The 17,184-nt window shown below is 64.1% G+C and carries 21 protein-coding genes; 17 read left to right on the top strand and 4 right to left on the bottom strand.

Annotated elements, in window-relative coordinates:
* Position 1 precedes the first annotated feature (1 nt).
* Positions 2-352 (bottom strand): hypothetical protein, encoded by a 351-nt coding sequence (locus tag DEM26_RS16350; protein ID WP_109172844.1) that lies wholly within the window; start codon positions 350-352, stop codon positions 2-4.
* 67 nt (positions 353-419) lie between these two features.
* Here DEM26_RS16350 and DEM26_RS16355 point away from each other — a divergent pair, with 67 nt between their 5' ends.
* The 11 genes from DEM26_RS16355 to DEM26_RS16405 all read left to right on the top strand — a co-directional run bounded on the left by DEM26_RS16355 (position 420) and on the right by DEM26_RS16405 (position 10,737).
* Positions 420-950, top strand: a complete 531-nt coding sequence (locus DEM26_RS16355) for an urease accessory protein UreE (RefSeq protein ID WP_075776940.1) — start codon at positions 420-422, stop codon at positions 948-950.
* Positions 943-1,581, top strand: a complete 639-nt coding sequence (locus tag DEM26_RS16360) for an urease accessory protein UreF (protein WP_075776939.1) — start codon at positions 943-945, stop codon at positions 1,579-1,581. Before DEM26_RS16355 ends, DEM26_RS16360 begins: the two co-directional genes overlap by 8 nt.
* Positions 1,582-1,590: 9 nt before the next feature.
* Positions 1,591-2,217 (top strand): urease accessory protein UreG, encoded by a 627-nt coding sequence (gene ureG, locus DEM26_RS16365; protein WP_075776938.1) that lies wholly within the window; start codon positions 1,591-1,593, stop codon positions 2,215-2,217.
* Positions 2,218-2,484: 267 nt separating this feature from the next.
* Positions 2,485-3,789: an urea ABC transporter substrate-binding protein gene (urtA, locus tag DEM26_RS16370; protein ID WP_199224684.1), complete on the top strand. Its 1,305-nt coding sequence runs from the start codon at positions 2,485-2,487 to the stop codon at positions 3,787-3,789.
* A gap of 58 nt (positions 3,790-3,847) precedes the next feature.
* Positions 3,848-5,830 (top strand): urea ABC transporter permease subunit UrtB, encoded by a 1,983-nt coding sequence (gene urtB, locus DEM26_RS16375; protein WP_109172845.1) that lies wholly within the window; start codon positions 3,848-3,850, stop codon positions 5,828-5,830.
* A 94-nt stretch (positions 5,831-5,924) separates the two neighbouring features.
* Positions 5,925-7,148: an urea ABC transporter permease subunit UrtC gene (gene urtC, locus DEM26_RS16380; protein ID WP_109172846.1), complete on the top strand. Its 1,224-nt coding sequence runs from the start codon at positions 5,925-5,927 to the stop codon at positions 7,146-7,148.
* Entirely contained in the window at positions 7,145-7,915 is a 771-nt protein-coding gene (gene urtD / locus DEM26_RS16385) for an urea ABC transporter ATP-binding protein UrtD (RefSeq protein ID WP_109172847.1), read from the top strand. The genes urtC and urtD overlap by 4 nt, the downstream gene beginning before the upstream one ends.
* A gap of 16 nt (positions 7,916-7,931) precedes the next feature.
* Positions 7,932-8,627 carry an urea ABC transporter ATP-binding subunit UrtE gene (gene urtE, locus DEM26_RS16390; RefSeq protein ID WP_075776995.1) on the top strand — a complete coding sequence of 232 codons (696 nt, stop codon included), beginning with the start codon at positions 7,932-7,934 and terminating at the stop codon, positions 8,625-8,627.
* A gap of 324 nt (positions 8,628-8,951) precedes the next feature.
* The gene (locus DEM26_RS16395; RefSeq protein WP_109172848.1) at positions 8,952-9,425 is read left to right on the top strand and encodes a c-type cytochrome; all 474 of its coding nucleotides are present in this window, start codon (positions 8,952-8,954) and stop codon (positions 9,423-9,425) included.
* An 86-nt stretch (positions 9,426-9,511) separates the two neighbouring features.
* Positions 9,512-10,006 (top strand): DUF6647 family protein, encoded by a 495-nt coding sequence (locus tag DEM26_RS16400; protein ID WP_109172849.1) that lies wholly within the window; start codon positions 9,512-9,514, stop codon positions 10,004-10,006.
* A 167-nt stretch (positions 10,007-10,173) separates the two neighbouring features.
* Positions 10,174-10,737, top strand: a complete 564-nt coding sequence (locus DEM26_RS16405; protein WP_109172850.1) for a CHAP domain-containing protein — start codon at positions 10,174-10,176, stop codon at positions 10,735-10,737.
* Between the two features lie 25 nt (positions 10,738-10,762).
* Here the strand turns inward: DEM26_RS16405 and DEM26_RS16410 are convergent, their stop codons facing one another.
* A complete protein-coding gene (locus tag DEM26_RS16410; protein WP_075776930.1) occupies positions 10,763-11,164 on the bottom strand; it encodes a hypothetical protein in 402 nt (133 codons plus the stop codon).
* A 27-nt stretch (positions 11,165-11,191) separates the two neighbouring features.
* The gene (locus tag DEM26_RS16415) at positions 11,192-12,394 is read right to left on the bottom strand and encodes a pyridoxal phosphate-dependent aminotransferase (RefSeq protein ID WP_088722509.1); all 1,203 of its coding nucleotides are present in this window, start codon (positions 12,392-12,394) and stop codon (positions 11,192-11,194) included.
* 83 nt (positions 12,395-12,477) lie between these two features.
* On the opposite strand from DEM26_RS16415, the gene DEM26_RS16420 reads away from it, so the two are divergent.
* From DEM26_RS16420 to DEM26_RS16440, 5 genes are all read left to right on the top strand, one after another.
* Complete coding sequence (locus DEM26_RS16420) at positions 12,478-12,855, top strand: helix-turn-helix domain-containing protein (protein WP_109172851.1); 378 nt, start codon at positions 12,478-12,480, stop codon at positions 12,853-12,855.
* Positions 12,855-13,130: an FAD assembly factor SdhE gene (locus DEM26_RS16425; protein WP_075776927.1), complete on the top strand. Its 276-nt coding sequence runs from the start codon at positions 12,855-12,857 to the stop codon at positions 13,128-13,130. Before DEM26_RS16420 ends, DEM26_RS16425 begins: the two co-directional genes overlap by 1 nt.
* A gap of 131 nt (positions 13,131-13,261) precedes the next feature.
* A complete protein-coding gene (locus DEM26_RS16430; RefSeq protein WP_075776926.1) occupies positions 13,262-13,771 on the top strand; it encodes a MarR family winged helix-turn-helix transcriptional regulator in 510 nt (169 codons plus the stop codon).
* A gap of 103 nt (positions 13,772-13,874) precedes the next feature.
* Positions 13,875-15,047, top strand: coding sequence for a serine hydrolase domain-containing protein (locus DEM26_RS16435; protein WP_109172852.1), 1,173 nt, complete (start codon positions 13,875-13,877; stop codon positions 15,045-15,047).
* 17 nt (positions 15,048-15,064) lie between these two features.
* On the top strand, positions 15,065-15,454 hold the full coding sequence (locus DEM26_RS16440; protein ID WP_088720113.1) for a DUF2237 family protein: 390 nt from the start codon (positions 15,065-15,067) through the stop codon (positions 15,452-15,454).
* A gap of 3 nt (positions 15,455-15,457) precedes the next feature.
* Here DEM26_RS16440 and epmA read toward each other — a convergent pair whose 3' ends face one another.
* Positions 15,458-16,498 carry an EF-P lysine aminoacylase EpmA gene (gene epmA / locus DEM26_RS16445; RefSeq protein WP_109172853.1) on the bottom strand — a complete coding sequence of 347 codons (1,041 nt, stop codon included), beginning with the start codon at positions 16,496-16,498 and terminating at the stop codon, positions 15,458-15,460.
* Between the two features lie 99 nt (positions 16,499-16,597).
* Here epmA and efp point away from each other — a divergent pair, with 99 nt between their 5' ends.
* The gene (efp, locus tag DEM26_RS16450; RefSeq protein WP_075776922.1) at positions 16,598-17,167 is read left to right on the top strand and encodes an elongation factor P; all 570 of its coding nucleotides are present in this window, start codon (positions 16,598-16,600) and stop codon (positions 17,165-17,167) included.
* Positions 17,168-17,184 lie beyond the last annotated feature (17 nt).

Consider the following 17,184-nt stretch of genomic DNA (forward strand, 5'->3'; position numbering starts at 1 on the left):
GTCAGCGGCTGGATACGAGGCGCAGCCCGGCGTCGGCAGGCGTTTCCGCGACGAGTTCCGGGAGCAGGCAACTCGCCGGTTCGTGCGGCGACGTTTGCAATCTGCGGGTGACCTTCTCGCGCTGAAAGGCCGTATCGTTGCGGATTTCGGGGGGCAGGAGGCGCGGTTCGAACACTTTGCGGCGGCTGGTGACGATCTCGACCTTCGTCCAGCGGCCGAGGCAGGGCATGTCGGGCCGGGTGAGGTAAGCCTCCCGCAGTTCGGCCTCGCGGCGTCGCAATCGCGCGATCTGGGCGCGGATCCGGGCCAGCTCGTCCGCGGGGGCGCGTGGGTCGAAGCAATGATGGAACATCGAAATCTCCTTCGCTGCGAGCATGCTGCGGCGGGAGGTTTGAGAAATCGTTAAAAGGTGCAAGACAATGAGCGATTATCCCAAGGCTGAAAAAGTGGCGCCCAAGGGTGCGTGGCAGGCGGCGGTGGACCATGTGGCGCTGGATTACGAGGGGCGTTTCCTGCGCCGCAAGCGGCTGGTCGCAGGCTCGGGCGCGGGGTTTCTTGTGGACCTGCCGGAGGTGACGAACCTGACGGGCGGCGAGGCCTTCGTGCTCGAAGACGGGCGGTTCATCGAGGTGCGCCCGGCGCTGGAGCCGGTGCTGGTGGTGACGGGCGATCTGACGCGGCTGGCCTGGCATATCGGCAACCGTCACACGCCGTGCCAGATCGAGGCGGACCGGCTGGTGATCCGCGCCGATCACGTCCTGGAGGCGATGCTGAAGCAGTTGGGGGCCGAGGTCGCGTCCGCGGTCGAGACCTTCCAGCCCGAGGGTGGCGCCTATGGGATGGGGCGCACGATGGGGCATGAACACGGGCATTCGCATGGCCATGGGCATTCCCATTCGCATGACCACGACCATTCGCACGGCCATGACCATCATCACGACCATGCCTGATCCGACCGCGCCCCTGTCGCTGATGCAATGGCTCTCCCCGGCCTTTCCGACCGGGGCGTTCGCCTATTCTCACGGGCTTGAGCAGGCAGTGGCCGCGTGCGAGATCGGGGATGCGGCGGCGTTCGCGATTTGGCTGGGCGATGTGCTGGAGCATGGCGCGGGCTGGTCGGATGCGGTGCTGCTGGCCTGCGGGTTGCGCGGCGGCGATCTCGACGAGCTGGATGCGCTGGGACGTGCGATGGCGGGCTCGGCCGAGCGGCTGCGCGAGACGGCGGAGCAGGGCGCCGCCTTCACGCTGGCGCAGGCGGGGTTGCGGGGCGTCAAACTGCCGCCGCGAGTGCTGCCGGTCGCCGTGGCCGAGGCGGCGCGCGATCTGGACCTTCCCGCGGAGCAGGTGATTTCACTTTTCCAACATTCTTTCGCGTCGAACCTGGTCTCCGCAGCGGTCAGACTTGTCCCTTTGGGACAAATCGCCGGGCAGACGGTCTTGAGCGACCTGCACGGAAAAATCGCCGAGATCGCGGCACGTGCGGCGCAGGCGGAACTGACGGACCTGAGCTTCAGCGCCTTTCGCGCCGAGGTTTCGGCCATGAAACACGAGACGCTCGATGTGCGTCTCTTCAAGACTTGAGGTGAAGATATGGGCAACGGACCTTTGCGCGTGGGAATTGGCGGACCGGTGGGCGTGGGCAAGACCACGCTGACCGAGCAACTGGCGCGGGCCTTGGCCGCGCGCGTGTCGATGGCGGTGGTGACGAACGATATTTATACGCGCGAGGATGCAGAGGCACTGATGCGCGCGCAGGTGCTGCCGGGCGAGCGTATTCGCGGCGTCGAGACGGGCGGCTGCCCGCATACGGCGATCCGCGAGGATGCGTCGATCAACCTCGCGGCCATCGCCGATCTGACCGCGAAGCTCCCCGATCTGGAACTGGTGCTGATTGAGAGCGGCGGCGACAATCTGGCCGCGACCTTCTCGCCGGAACTGGCCGATCTGACGATCTACGTGATCGACACGGCGGCGGGGCAGGATATCCCGCGCAAACGCGGACCGGGGCTGACCAAGTCTGATCTTCTGGTGGTGAACAAGGTGGACCTCGCGCCGCATGTGGGCGTCGATCTGGCGCAGCTCGAGGCGGATACGCAAAGCGCGCGCGGGTCGAAGCCTTATGTCATGGCGCGGCTGCGCCAAGGCGCGGGCATCGACGAGGTCGTCGCGTTTCTCGAGCGTGAGGGCGGATTGGCGTTGAAGCCGATTCCAGCCTGACCGCGAAACATTCGCCCATCTATTGGGCGAAAAGTCAGAATTTGTGCGAAAACTTCGGCAGACCCGCCCAACCGGCGGGTTTTTTGCTGCGCGGTGCCGGAATTTTTTGCCGCGCTGCAGCGTGAGGGTTTGGATGTCGGAGGCGCCTTGATGTGTGGCGCGGGGTCGATGGGATGTCCCGAGACCGGTGGCAATAGTGGAGGTTCGGCACCCGCAGAATGAGCCCTTGAAGGGCCGCGCGGGGCTGACGTGAACGAGGGAAATGAAATGATCAATCGGCGTAAACTGATGATGTCCGCGGCGCTGGCCGGGGCCATCTCGATGAGCGGGGGCCTCGCCTTCGCGCAGGAAGACGACAAGATCAAGGTGGGCGTCCTGCACTCGCTATCGGGCACGATGGCGATCTCGGAAACCACGCTCAAGGACACGGTCCTGATGCTGGTCGAGGAGCAGAACAAGAAAGGCGGCATCAACGGCAAGATGCTCGAGGCGGTCGTGGTCGACCCGGCCTCGGACTGGCCGCTGTTCGCGGAAAAAGCGCGCGAGCTGATCACCGTGGACAAGGTCGACGTGATCTTCGGCTGCTGGACGTCCGTGTCGCGGAAATCGGTGCTGCCGGTCCTTGAGGAACTCAACGGCCTGCTGTTCTACCCGGTGCAATACGAGGGCGAGGAAAGCTCGCGCAACGTGTTCTATACCGGCGCTGCCCCGAACCAGCAGGCGATCCCGGCGGTCGATTACTTCCTTGAAGAGCTTGGGGTCGAGAAATTCGCGCTGCTGGGCACGGACTATGTCTATCCGCGCACCACGAACAACATTCTCGAAGCCTACCTGCAGGACAAGGGCATCGCGAAGGAAGATATCTTCGTGAACTACACCCCCTTCGGTCAGTCGGACTGGTCGAAGATCGTCTCCGACGTGAAGGCGCTCGGCGCGGACGGCAAGAAGGTCGGCGTGATCTCGACGATCAACGGCGACGCGAATATCGGCTTCTACAAGGAACTCGCAGCCTCCGGCATCACCGCCGAGGATATCCCCGTCGTGGCCTTCTCGGTCGGCGAAGAGGAGCTGTCCGGTCTCGGCGACGCCGATCTCAAGAACCTTGTCGGTCAGCTGGCCGCCTGGAACTACTTCGAGAGCGCCGATACGCCCGAGAATGCGGCCTTCATCAAGCAGTGGCACGAATTCACCGGCGACGACAGCCGCGTGACCAACGACCCGATGGAAGCCACCTATATCGGCTTCAACATGTGGGTGCAGGCGGTCGAGCAGGTCGGCTCCACTGATGTCGACAAGGTCATCGCTGCGATGCCGGGACAGGAGTTCCCCAACCTCACCGGTTCCACAGCGAAGATGCTGCCGAACCACCACCTGACCAAGCCGGTACTGATCGGCGAAATTCAGGAAGACGGTCAGTTCGACATCATCAGCCAGACCGATCCGGTGCCGGGCGACGCGTGGACCGACTTCCTGCCGGAATCGGCGGTACTCAAGTCTGATTGGCCGGGGCTCGATTGCGGCATGTACAACACCGAGACCGAAACCTGCGTTCAGAAGAAATCGAACTACTGATCGTGTCTTGGCCGGGAGGGCTGCGCCTCTCCCGGCCGTTTCATCCTAAGGGGACGGGATGCGCAAGTTTTTGATCGCGCTCGGGATTGTTCTGGCACTGGCCGTGCCCGGGCTGGCGCAGGACGCGGGCAGCGCGCCGCAGGCGGAGGCCACGCAAGGCGGGACGTTCGGGCTACGCGCCGTTCTTCAGGACTATGCCAAGCAGGTCGCCAAGCCGTCGCGCCGGACCATCGGCCCGGTGATCGAGGCAATCGCTGCTTCGGGCGAGGGGGCCTCGCGCTTCCTGCAGGCCTGGGCCGACAAGCGCGTCGGGCTGCGCGAAAGCGACGGCTCCTTCTTCATCGTGAAGAAATCCGGCAGCGAATACCAACTGAGCGATCCGGTCACCGGAGAGCCTGCCGGCACCGCGCCGAAATCCGATATCGACGAGGTGAAGCCCAATTCCGGCGTGCGCGCCGAGATCGGCGTGGCGCTGGTGCGGTTCCTGCTCAGCGATCCCGATCCGAAGAAACGCCGCGAGGCGCTGATCGCGATCGACCGCAACGGCGAGGCGTCGCATCTGGAGCCCCTGCGCGCCTCGATCCCCGACGAGCCCGACCCTTCGATCAAGGCGGAGAAGCAGCGTCTGGAGCGTTTGCTGACGATCCGCTTCGGCAAGGATGCCGAGGAGCGCGTCGCCGCGATCGACAGTTTCGGGGCCGATCTGGGGCTGGATTTCCGTGCCACGCTGAACCCTCTGGTGGCGACGACCCGCAAGGTCTTTGATGGCGCGCCCGAGGGCAATGTCGCCAAGACGCTCAAGCCGGGCCGCGATATTTCCGAAGACGAGGCCTATGCGATGCTGGTCTCGGCCGACATGGCGCCGGCGCGGATTTCGGCCTCCGAGATGCAGCAGGCTTTGGCCGCGCATGTGAAGGATGGTCAGGTGGGCGGACTGCCGCTTGCCGCGATGGCCGATCCCGCCAAGCGCGAAGAAGCCTATGCGACGCTGGCCGCCGCCGGAGAGGTGCCGCAGCGCCTGACCGATGCCGAGGCCGAGGCACTGGTCGCCGATCACCAATTCGCCGATATCTATGCCGAGCCAGACCCGGAAGTGACCGCCGCCGCCGAGGCCGCGCTGACCCGCGTGAGCCGCACGGTGGCTGGGATGCAGACGGTCGATCTCGGTCTCGATGCGCTATCGCTCGCCTCGATCTATTTCCTCGCCGCCATCGGGCTTGCGATCACCTTCGGGGTGATGGGCGTGATCAACATGGCGCATGGCGAGTTCATCACGATGGGGGCCTATACCGGCTATGTCGTGCAGCTCTTCGTGCCCGACTACACGCTATCGATCCTGATCGCGCTGCCGCTGGCCTTCGCCATCACCTTCGGCGCGGGCGTCGCGATGGAGCGGCTGGTGATCCGTTATCTTTACAAACGCCCGCTGGAGACGCTGCTGGCCACCTTCGGCATCTCCATCGCGCTGCAGCAGCTGTTCAAGAATATCTTCGGGACGCAGGCCCGTCCTCTGACTTCGCCGCCGTGGCTGGAGGGGGCGTGGACACTCAACGATGTCGTCTCGATCAGCTATATCCGGATCGCGATCTTCGTGCTCGCGCTGGTGTTCCTCGCCCTCTATCTCTGGGTGATGCGCAAGACGCGCCTCGGGCTGGAGGTTCGCGCGGTCACGCAGAACCCCTCGATGGCGGCTTCGATGGGGATAAACCCGGACCGGATCAACATGCTGGCTTTCGGGTTTGGGTCAGGTATTGCAGGGATCGCGGGCGTGGCCATCGGGCTTTTCGCGAAAGTCACCTCCGAGATGGGGCAGGACTATATCGTTCAGAGCTTCATGACGGTCGTGGTCGGCGGCGTCGGCTCGATCTTCGGCACGCTCGTGGGCGCGACCCTGATCGGCGTGCTGCAGAAGGGCATCGAATGGCTGAACCCGTCGAATACGCTCGCGGCCCAGACCTACATGATCCTCTTCATCATCATCTTCATCCAGTTCCGTCCGCGCGGCATCATCGCGCTCAAGGGCCGGGCCGCGGGGGATTGAGCATGAGACAGACCGCTTTCCCTTCCTCTTGGTCCAAATATCCCGCGGGGGCGCGGGGGTGCGAAACCCCCGCCGCAACATCGGAGGTTCGCGCATGAAAGCCGGATTTCTCGCCAAGAACCCGTCCGTATTGTGGTTCCTGCTGATCCTCGCGGTCTTCACGCTGGGCGTCACTTTGCTTTCCCATGCCTACGGGCCGGGCGCTATCTCGACCTCGATGGTCAAGACGCTGGGCAAGACGCTGTGCCTGTGCCTGATCGCCATCGCGATGGATCTGGTCTGGGGTTATACGGGCATTCTGTCGCTCGGCCATTTCGCCTTCTTCGGGCTGGGCGGCTACATGATCGGCATGTGGCTGATGTACGAGCGCACCCGCGACATCGTCCTGAAATCGGCGGGCGAGTTCCCGATGACACCGCAGGAGGTGAATGACGCGATCGGCACGCAGATCTTCGGCGTGGTGGGCGGGTCCGATCTACCCGCGATCTGGACCTTCGCGGGCAACCTGCCGATGCAGCTTTTGTTCGTGGTGCTGGTGCCGGGGCTCTTGGCGCTGATCTTCGGCTGGCTCGCGTTTCGCTCACGTGTGACGGGCGTGTATCTGTCGATCCTGACGCAGGCGATGACGCTTGCGCTGTCGCTTTACCTCTTCCAGAACGAGAGCGGGCTGCGCGGCAATAACGGGCTTTCGGGGTTGCAGAACATTCCCGGCGTGAGCGCGGGGCAGGATCATCTGTCGATCTGGTTCCTCTGGGCGTCGGCGATTGCGCTCGCGCTTGGCTATATCGCGGCGTCGCTGATCGTCTCGGGCAAGTTCGGCTCGGTCATTCGGGGCATTCGCGACGACGAGGCGCGGGTGCGCTTTCTTGGTTATTCGGTCGAAGGCTACAAGCTGTTCGTCTTCACCCTGACGGCGGTGATCGCGGCCATTGCGGGCGCGCTCTATTACCCGCAGGCGGGGATCATCAATCCGGGCGAGATGGCGCCCATCGCCTCGATCTACCTCGCGGTCTGGGTCGCTATCGGCGGGCGCGGGCGGCTTTATGGAGCGGTAATGGGGGCGGCCTTCGTCTCCATCGTCTCGAGCTGGTTCACCGGCGGCCGCGTCCCCGATCTGCCGCTGGGCTTCTACACGATCGACTGGGTCGATTGGTGGCAGGTGCTGTTGGGGTTCGCCTTCGTGCTGGTGACCTTGTTCGCACCGAAAGGGCTGTCGGGACTGATCGATCTCTTCGAAGGCATCCGCCGCCCGAACCGCCATGGCGCGCCGCTTGGCCCCGACAAGGGCTCGTTCCGGGAAGAGGAGGCGCAGGAATGAATGTCGCGGTCAAACCGGGGGCGGGAGCGCAGACCCTGCTGGAGGTCTCGGGCATCTCCGTTAGCTTCGACGGGTTCAAGGCGATCAATAATCTCAGCTTCAATATCGGCCCGTCCGAGTTGCGCGCGGTGATCGGGCCGAACGGGGCAGGCAAGACGACATTCATGGATATCGTGACCGGCAAGACGCGGCCCGACGAGGGCTCGGTGCTGTGGGGCGAAAGTTCGACCAATCTGCTGCGGCTCAATGAGGCGAAGATCGCGCGGATCGGGATCGGGCGGAAGTTTCAGAAGCCCACCGTCTTCGAGGATCAGACCGTCACCGAGAACTTGATGATGGCGCTCAAGGCCAATCGCAGCCCTTTCGCGGTGCTGGGCTGGAAGGCGGGGGATGCCGATCGTGCACGCGTCGAAGAGATCGCAGCGCAGGTGGGCCTCGCCGATCAGTTGCCGCGCAAATCGGGCGAGCTGAGCCACGGGCAGAAGCAATGGTTGGAGATCGGGATGCTCCTGGCGCAGGAGCCGAAGCTGCTGCTGGTCGACGAGCCCGCCGCCGGGATGACCTTGGCCGAGCGCGAGCAGACGACCGCGCTTCTGGTCGATCTGGCGCGCGATCATGCCGTGGTCGTGGTCGAGCATGACATGGAATTCGTGCGCCGTCTGAACTGCAAGGTGACGGTGCTGCATGAGGGGTCGGTTCTGGCGGAAGGCTCGCTCGACCATGTGACCGCCGACAAACGCGTGATCGAGGTGTATCTTGGCCGCTGATCTGACAAAACCCGCGATGCTGAAGACCGAGGGGCTGACGCTTCATTACGGCGGCAGCCAGATCCTCCACGGGATCGACATGGTGGCGCGTGCGGGTGAGGTGACCTGCATCATGGGCACCAACGGGGTGGGCAAGACCTCGCTGCTGAAGGCGATCTCCGGGACGCATCTGCGCTCGGGCGGGTCTGTTACGCTGGATGGCGCGGAGATGGGGCGCGTGCCGCCACAGGCGATGGCGAAGGCGGGTCTGGGTTACGTGCCGCAGGGCCGGATGATCTTCCCGCTGTTGACGGTGCGCGAGAATATGGAGACGGCTTTCGCCTGTCTGCCGAAATCCGAGCATGTCATCCCGGATGAGATTTACGAGCTGTTCCCGATCCTGAAGGACTTCCTCAATCGCCGGGGCGGGGATCTCTCGGGCGGGCAGCAGCAGCAGCTCGCCATAGCCCGCGCGATGCTGATGAAGCCGAAGCTACTGCTGCTGGACGAGCCGACCGAGGGCATCCAGCCCAACATCATCCAGCAGATCGGGCGGGTGATTTCCTACCTGCGCGAAAAGGGGGATATGGCGATCGTGCTGGTCGAGCAGTATTTCGACTTCGCGCATGATCTGGGCGATAGTTTCTACGTGCTCAAACGCGGCGCGGTCGCAATGGAGGGCACGAAGGAGACGCTCACCCGCGAGGCGCTGCGCGAGGTAGTGAGCGTCTGAGGCGGCGGGCGGCGTCCGAGCGTCGGATAGGCGTTTTGACAGCTTCGCCGCTTCCTGCTTTCGCTTTGATGCCTGCATTTTGGTCATGCTCGCGCGGTATCTAAATCGCGCGCTCCCGTGGGGAGGATGGGCGCGACCCGGGGCAGTCGATGCCAGGTCACCATGGCGGCGCTGAAGGGGGGGGTGTCATTTCATCGCTTGCCCGACTCGCCCCTCCGGGCGCATCCTTTCCCTTAGGTCAGGTGGCTTTCGCAACAAGCCCCGACCACAGGGAGAAACGATCCGGGAGAGGGTCGTCTGTCAAAAGGGAGAGGGGGAATACCCATGAAACGCGTCATTACTCTGGCCGCGCTCGCCGCGCTGGCCGGGTCTTCGGCAGGGCTCGCGCAGGAGGTCTCGGTCGAACGAGGCAGACTGGTCTCGATCACGTCGGGATGTCACGACTGCCACACGGCCGGTTACAACGAATCCGGCGGCAAGATCGATCCGGAGGCGGCGCTCAAGGGCGTACCGCTCGGCTGGCAGGGTCCGTGGGGCACGACCTATGCGGTCAATTTGCGCGACGAGATCAAGGATATGGACGAGGACGGTTTCGTGGAATTCGCGAAGACCTTCGACGCGAAGCCGCCGATGCCGTTCTACAACGTGCATGCCATGCCCGAGAGCGATCTGCGCTCGCTTTACAAGTATATCAAGTCGCTCGGCGAGCCGGGGGATCCGATGCCAGAGGCCTTGCCGCCGGGGGAGGCGCCCAAGACACCCTATATCGTGATGGCGCCGCCGATGATGCCGAACTAGGGGCCGGCTCGAACGATCCGGCCCAATGACCGGCGTCATTTCCGAGGGCATCCGGTACCTGCTATCCTGTGCTCAGAGGAGGCGGGATGATCCGAGCCATCGTCATAGGGCTTGCTCTGGTATGTCCGGCAGCGGTCGGGGCCTGTCCCGCGCCGCTGCCGATCGCTGTGCCAAAGGCGGTGATGGCGCCGCTCACCGCGTGGATCACAGAGCATAGCGGCTACGCCGCGCCGGAGGGCGCGCCTGCGATTTTCCTTTGCCAGAGCGGAGAGGTCATCACCTATGAAGGGCGAGATATCCTCGTCGATGCCGATCTGCGCGCGGCCTACGATTTTGTCGAGGACCGGATCTTCCTTGTCGCGCCTTGGTCGGAGGACGATCCGATGCTGCTTTCCTCGCTTTTGCATGAGCTCATTCATCGCGCTCAGTTTCGAGCCAAGGACTGGCCCTGTCCTGCGGCGGCCGAGCCGGAAGCCTATCGCCTGCAGGAGGCATGGCTCGCCGAACGGGGGATCGATCCGGGCTTCGCGTGGGCCGAGATTCACCTGCGGGCGCGTTGTTCCTCGGACCATCGGCGCTGAAGTCGCGCCGCGCGAGGCTCGAAAAAGTTCCCTACATTACATTTCTGTAAGCGGATATTCGCCAACCCGCTGATCTGCGCCGAATTTCTTCTTCGGTCAAAGCCTGATTCAGGGCTATGCAACGAGGTAACGAAGACGCAACAATTCGACATCGACAGTGATCGCCCATGCTCTCCATCTCTGACCTTGCGGGCCGTGCAGCCCCTCTCTCGCTTGTTCTGATCGCGGCGCTGACCGTCTCGGCCTGTACCCCGACCACCGGCGACAGGATGGGCTTCGCAAGCGCACGGGATGAGGCGGGCGCCGTCAATCTCGAACGCCGTGCATACGCGGTCGAGGTGGCCAAGCAGATGCGCGCCAAGCGCCAGCGGGTCTGGTGCGTGCCGTTCGCGCGCAATGCCTCCGGTATCGACATTCGCGGCAATGCCAAGACGTGGTGGTCGCAGGCGAAGGGGCTCTATGCGCGCGGTCACCAGCCGAAGGTCGGCGCGGTGATGGCCTTCTCGGCGACCCGTCGCAATCCGCTGGGCCATATCGCGGTCGTCTCGAGCGTCGACTCGCCGCGTCAGATTCGGGTCGATCACGCGAACTGGGAGCGTAACAAGGTTTCGCTCGACATGGTCGTGGTGGATGTCTCCGAGAAGAATGACTGGAGCGCCGTGCGCGTCATGAGCAACCCCGGCGCGCTGGGCCGCGTCTATCCGATCACCGGGTTCATCTCGAAAGGCTGAGGTCGATGGGCCCGAGCCGCAGGGCTCAGCCCTCGCTCGTCAGCCGCTCGGCCTTCTTGCGCACCAGAACACTGCGCAGGTCGTGCATCGTCAGCAACAGCGTATCCGTGATCTCTTCGAGCTGAGCATCGGTCGCCTTCGACTGCGCCCATTGCGCGACGAGATTGAGGTGATCGACCGCGCGCAGGATGTCGTCGACATCGCGCTGGGCGAGCACCTCGCGGCGATGCGCCATCCATGCCTCGATCTCGGCGCGGTCTTGCTCGGTCAGAACCCGGTCGCCCTGCGGTTTGATCTCGCCGTTGCGGATGTTGATATTGGCGATCGGGTCCATCTCGATCCGGCGCTGACGGTTCTCGGTATCGACGCGAAACACCGTCGCGCCATTCTCCTTCACCCGGAAAAAATACTCGGGCAAGTCAGTCATTCGCCAATCTCCCTTGAATAGTCCGCCTTATGTCAGCCCTTCGCAGAAGGCCTTGATGCGGGCGCAGGCCTCGGTCAGGGCCGCGTCCGATGTAGCGTAGCTGATGCGGAAATTCGGTGAAAGCCCGAAGGCCGCGCCGAAGACCACGGCGACGTCGTTTTCCTCCAGCAGCGCGTTGGCGAAATCCTCGTCGCTCTCGATCTTGCACCCGCCTGCGGAGGTCTTGCCGATGCAATCCTTGATCGAGGGGTAGACGTAGAACGCGCCCTCGGGCGTCGGGCAGGAGATGCCGGGGCAGGCGTTGAGCCCGGCCACCACCAGATCGCGCCGCCGCTTGAAGGCGGCGCGGAACGTGTCGATGAAATCCTGTGGTCCGTTGAGCGCCTCGACTGCCGCCCATTGCGAGATCGTGCAGGGGTTCGAGGTCGATTGGCTCTGCACTTTGCGCATCGCCGCGATCAGCTCTTTCGGGCCGGCCGCATAGCCGATCCGCCAGCCGGTCATCGCATAAGCTTTCGAGACGCCGTTGACCGTCAGAGTACGGTCATAGAGCGCGGGTTCGACCTGCGCGGGCGTGGTGAACTCGAACCCGTCGAAGGTGAGATGCTCATACATGTCGTCGGTCATCACCCAGACATGGGGGTGGCGCAGCAGCACGTCGGTCAGCGCCTTCAGCTCGTCGCGCGAATAGGCAGCCCCCGAGGGGTTCGACGGCGAGTTGAACAGGAACCACTTGGTGTTCGGCGTGATCGCGGCGTCCAGCGCCTCGGGGCTGATCTTGTAGCCCATCGCGGGATCACCTTGCACGAAGACGGGGGTGCCGCCGCCGATCAGCACCATATCCGGGTAGCTGACCCAGTAGGGCGTCGGGATCACCACCTCGTCGCCGGGGTTGAGCGTCGCCATCAGCGCGTTGAACAGCACCTGTTTGCCGCCCGAGGAGACCGAGACCTGCTCGGGCGTGTAGCGAAGCCCGTTCTCGCGGGCGAACTTGGCGCAGATCGCCTGTTTCAGCTCGGCGATGCCATCCACTGCCGTGTATTTCGTCTTGCCCGCCGCGATCGCGGCTTTCGCGGCACCCTTGATCGACTCGGGCGTGTCGAAGTCGGGTTCGCCGGCAGACAAACCGATCACGTCGCGGCCCGCAGCGCGCAGTTCAGCCACCTTCCCGGTCATCGCGACTGTCGGAGAAGGTTTCACCCGCGCAAGCGTGTCGGAAAGGAATGCCATCGGGTCGCCCTTGATTTGTAACTCGTTCGGCAAACTTCTAGGCTTGGGGCCAAGAGCGTTCAAGTGAAAGCGGGAGAGAGATCATGGTCGACGATTGGTATGGCGAGGCGAGCGCAACATTCGGCGACCGGCTCGCGGGGGCGCGCGAAGCGGCCGGGTTGAGCCAGGAGGACCTGGCGACGCAGCTCGGCGTCCGGCTCGAGACGTTGCAGGCTTGGGAAGAGGATGTGCTCGAGCCGCGCGCGAACCGGCTGCAGATGCTGTCGGGCATGCTCAACGTCACGCTGATGTGGCTGCTCACCGGGTCGGGCGAAGGGCTTGACGGCCCGCCCGAACAGGGAGAAGACGCAAAGGCGGAACGCGCCCTTGTGCGCGAGATCCGGGAAGTGCGGTCCGGCCTCGAGGAACTCGACGTTCGGCTGACGCGGCTGGAGAAGCGTTTGGTGGCAGGAGAGAGTTGATGGCAGAGACGCGAGAGGCGCGGCTGAAACGGATGAAGATGCGCAGCTGGCGGCGCGGGATCAAGGAAATGGACCTGATCCTCGGGCCTTATGCGGATGCGCGGCTGCCCGAGCTGGATGCCGACACTCTCGAACTCTACGATCAGCTGCTCGAAGAGAACGATCAGGACCTCTACCCGTGGGTGTCCGGCGCGCAGCCTTGCCCGCCGCAATATCTCGATCTGCTCTCCGAAATCGGCCAATTCGCGCGCGAGCGCCACATTACCAAAAGCTGAAAACCGCGCGGAAACCCCGGATTTCATCGGGTTTTCCGCGAATTTTCAGAGATTTCGGCCCGATTAACGGTATCTTTTCCATTTCCCGCCACTGTCCTGCCTGAGGGGCAGCGCAACTGGCGGAGAGTGCTATGACCGTGCAGAAATCTGCAAGCGACATGACGTCCGTCCCGGCGAGCCCGGGGCTGATGGCGGGATATCTGGACAGCCTATCGCTGCTGGAGCGGCTGCACCGCTTGCTGCTCGATGTGATCAAGGACGAGTTCGAGCGGCTGGGCATCCTCGAGATCAACCCGGTGCAGGCGCTGTTGCTGTTCAACGTGGGCGAAAACGAGGTGACCGCGGGGGAGTTGAAGACCCGTGGCTATTACCAGGGCTCGAACGTCTCCTACAATCTCAAGAAACTGGTGGAGGCGGGCTATATGCACCATCAGCGCAGCGAGATCGATCGCCGCTCGGTCCGGGTGCGCCTGACGCCGAAAGGACGGGGCTTGCGCGACAATGTCGCGGACCTGTTCGAGCGGCATGCCTGCGGGATGGAGACGCGCGGCGTCATCACCTTCGAAGCGATGGAAGAAATGAACCACACGCTGCGCCGGATGGAGCGCTACTGGACCGACCAGATCCGTTATATCTACTGACCCTTGGGCAGGTCGCGTTTGCGCGATGACGCCCGGTTCTCCTTGCCGCGGCGGCGTGCTGCGTGCTTGCTTGCCGTGACGACATGCGGTGAGGGGACGTGCGATGAAACAGCTTGGACAAAAGGCGATGCGCGGAGCGATCCGTGTCGGCATGGCGGCGGCGCTGCCGATTGCGGGGCTCGCTTGGTGGAAGCGCGACGAGATCGCGCGGCTGCGCGCGGTGAACCGGCTGTTCGAGCCCGACCGGATCGTCGGCAATTTCTCCAACATGCCCGCGCTGTTTCATTCGCGCGAGATTGCGCGTGGCGACGGGCCGGTGTCGGACCTGCCCCGCGGAGCGGAGGATGCGCTGCCCGATGGTGTCGACGACTGGATCGAGCGGCGCGGGATCACCGCGCTGGTGACGCTGCGCCATGGCCAGATCACGCATGAGCGCTATTTCCGCGGCACTGCGCCAGAGGATCTGCGGATCTCATGGTCGATGGCGAAAAGCTTCCTCTCGGCCACGCTGGGGATCCTGCACCATCAGGGTGTCATCCCCGATCTCGACGCGCCGCTCACCCGCTTTGCACCGCAGCTGAAGGGGTCGGGCTATGACGGCGTCACGATTCGAGATGCGCTGGTGATGTCCTCGGGCGTGGCGTTCAACGAGGACTATCTGGATTTCCATTCGGATATCAACAAGATGGGTCGTGTGCTGGCGATGGGGCGGTCGATGGACGCCTTCGCAGCCTCGCTCAAGATCCGCGAGGCGGAGCCGGGGGCGCGGATGCTCTATGTCTCGATCGACACGCATGTTCTGGGCATGGTCATTGCGGGCGCGACCGGGGCCGACCCGGCGCAGGTGATGGGCGAATTGCTGATCGTGCCGATGGGGCTGGAGGCCGCGCCCGTGATGCTGACCGACGGGCTGGGCGTCAGCTTCGTACTTGGCGGGCTGAACCTGCGGACGCGCGACTATGCGCGCTTCGGCCAGATGTTCCTGCAAAAGGGCTTCTGGAACGGCCGCCAGATCGTGCCCGAGGACTGGGTTACGAAATCGACCGCGCTGCAGGCGCCGAAGGGCGAGGGCTACGGCTATCAATGGTGGGTGCCCGTCGACACGGCGGATCACGGCGGCGACTATTTCGCGCGCGGCATCTATGGCCAGCATATCTATGTCAGCCCCGCGACCGACGCGGTGATCGCGATTAACGCCGCCGACTGGCGTTTCAAGGAGGAGGGCGTCGAAGAGGAAAACCTTGCCATGTTGCGCCGCATCGCCGAGGTTTCCTGAAAGGGGAGGGCCGCGCGATGCAGATGTATGAGGCGATCAACGTTCTGGGCGGCCCCTTGCAACCCTGTTCGCTCAAGCCCCGGACCGGTTTTTTCCGTGATGGCAGCTGCAACACCTGCTGGGAGGATAGCGGCTCGCATACGGTCTGCGCGGTGATGACGTCGGAGTTCCTCGCCTTCTCGAAATATCTCGGCAACGACCTGAGCACGCCGCGCCCCGAATACGACTTTCCGGGGCTCAAGCCGGGCGACCGCTGGTGCCTGTGCGCGTCGCGCTTTTTGCAGGCGGTGCAGGAGGGCTGCGCGCCCGAGGTGATGCTGGCCTCGACCCATCGCGATGCGCTGCGGGTGGTGCCGTTCAAGGTGCTGGCCGATCATGCGGCCGAGAAGAAGGGCGGGAAGGGCTGAGCCTCAACCCGTCGCGCCGCCCACCGGAACCCAGAGCACATCCTCGATCTTCGGCGCGCCGGTCGCGAGCATCACCAGCCGGTCGAAGCCGAGCGCGATGCCCGACGCTTCGGGCATGATCTCGAGCGCTGCGAGGAAGTCTTCGTCGATCGGGTAACGCTCGCCGTAGAGCTGTTCCTTCAGGTCCATATCGGCCTCGAAGCGGCGGCGCTGCTCGGCCGGATCGGTCAGCTCGCCGAAGCCGTTGGCGAGTTCTACCCCGCAGGCGTAAAGCTCGAACCGTTCGGCCACGCGGGCGTCATCCGGGGCAGGGCGGGCCAGCGCGGCCTCGGCTAGTGGATAGCGGTCCAGAATCATCGCGCGGCCATGGCCCAGATGCGGTTCGACCTTCGCGACCAGCAGTTTCGAGACGATGTCGGACCAGCTATCCGCATCGGCAACCGCAAAGCCGATCGCCTCGCATTGCCCGCGCAGGGCCGCCACGTCCGTTTCCGCTCCGTTGCAGGTGCCGAGCAGGTCGATCCCGGCATGGCGTTCGAACGCGTCGGCCACCGACAACCGCTCAGGTTCGGCGAAGGGATCGCACTCGGCGGTGCCATAACGCAGCACGGGCGACCCCGCTGCCTCCGCGGCCAGCCGCAGCATCGCCGCGCAATCCGCCATCAGCGCGGTGTAGTCTTCGCCCGCGCGATACCATTCGAGCATGGTGAATTCGGGCGAATGGCGCTTGCCCGCCTCGCGGTTGCGCCAAACATGGGCGAAGGCGGCGATGCGCGGCTCGCCCGCCGCCAGCAGTTTCTTCATCGCGAATTCGGGCGAGGTGTGCAGATACATCCGCCGCGCCGCGCCGTCATTGCCGATCATGTCGGTGGCGAAGGCGTGCAGATGCGCCTCGTTGCCGGGCGAGACCTGCAGAGCGCAGGGATCGACTTCGACGAAATCCTCTGCCGCCAGCCAGCCGCGGATCGCGGCCTGAATGCGGTTGCGCGCGAGCAGGGCAGGGCGGCGGTCGGCGTGGCGCTCGGGCGTCCAGAACGGGGGCATGGAAGGCCTTTCAGGCTGGAAATCGGGGCGCAAATGGTTTAGGCGCTCTGCAATCCGGGCGCCAGAGCCTGTTTTATCCGAATTCAAAGGGGTCCTTTCATGGCGAAAGTCATCGCTTCCTCTGTCCGCAAGGGCAACGTGCTAGAAATCGACGACAAGCTTTACGTCGTGATCACCGCGCAGAACATCCATCCCGGCAAGGGCACGCCCGTGACGCAGGTCGACATGCGCCGCATCTCGGACGGCACCAAGGTGTCGGAGCGTTGGCGCACGACCGAGCAGGTCGAGCGCGCCCATGTCGAAGAGCGTGAATACGATTTCCTCTATGAGGATGGCGAAGGCTACCACTTCATGGACCCCGAGACCTACGAGCAGCTCGCGGTTCAGGAAGACGTGATCGGCGATGCGAAGGTATTTTTGCGCGACGGGATCCGCGTTCATCTCAAGACCTTCCAGGAAAACGCGATCGCGATCGACCTGCCGCAGAAAGTCACTGTCGAGGTCGAAGAGACCGAGCCGGTCGTGAAGGGTCAGACCGCCTCGTCGAGCTACAAGCCCTCGATCTGCACCGGCGGGATCCGCGTGATGGTGCCGCCGCATATCGGCGTCGGTACGCGCATCGTGATCAACACCGAAGACACCACCTATGTGGAGCGCGCGAAGGACTGATCCTCGCAGCGATCTGA

Origin of the sequence: Thioclava sp. NG1 (assembly GCF_003122275.1) — a bacterium.
Taxonomy (GTDB): Bacteria; Pseudomonadota; Alphaproteobacteria; order Rhodobacterales; family Rhodobacteraceae; genus Thioclava; species Thioclava nitratireducens.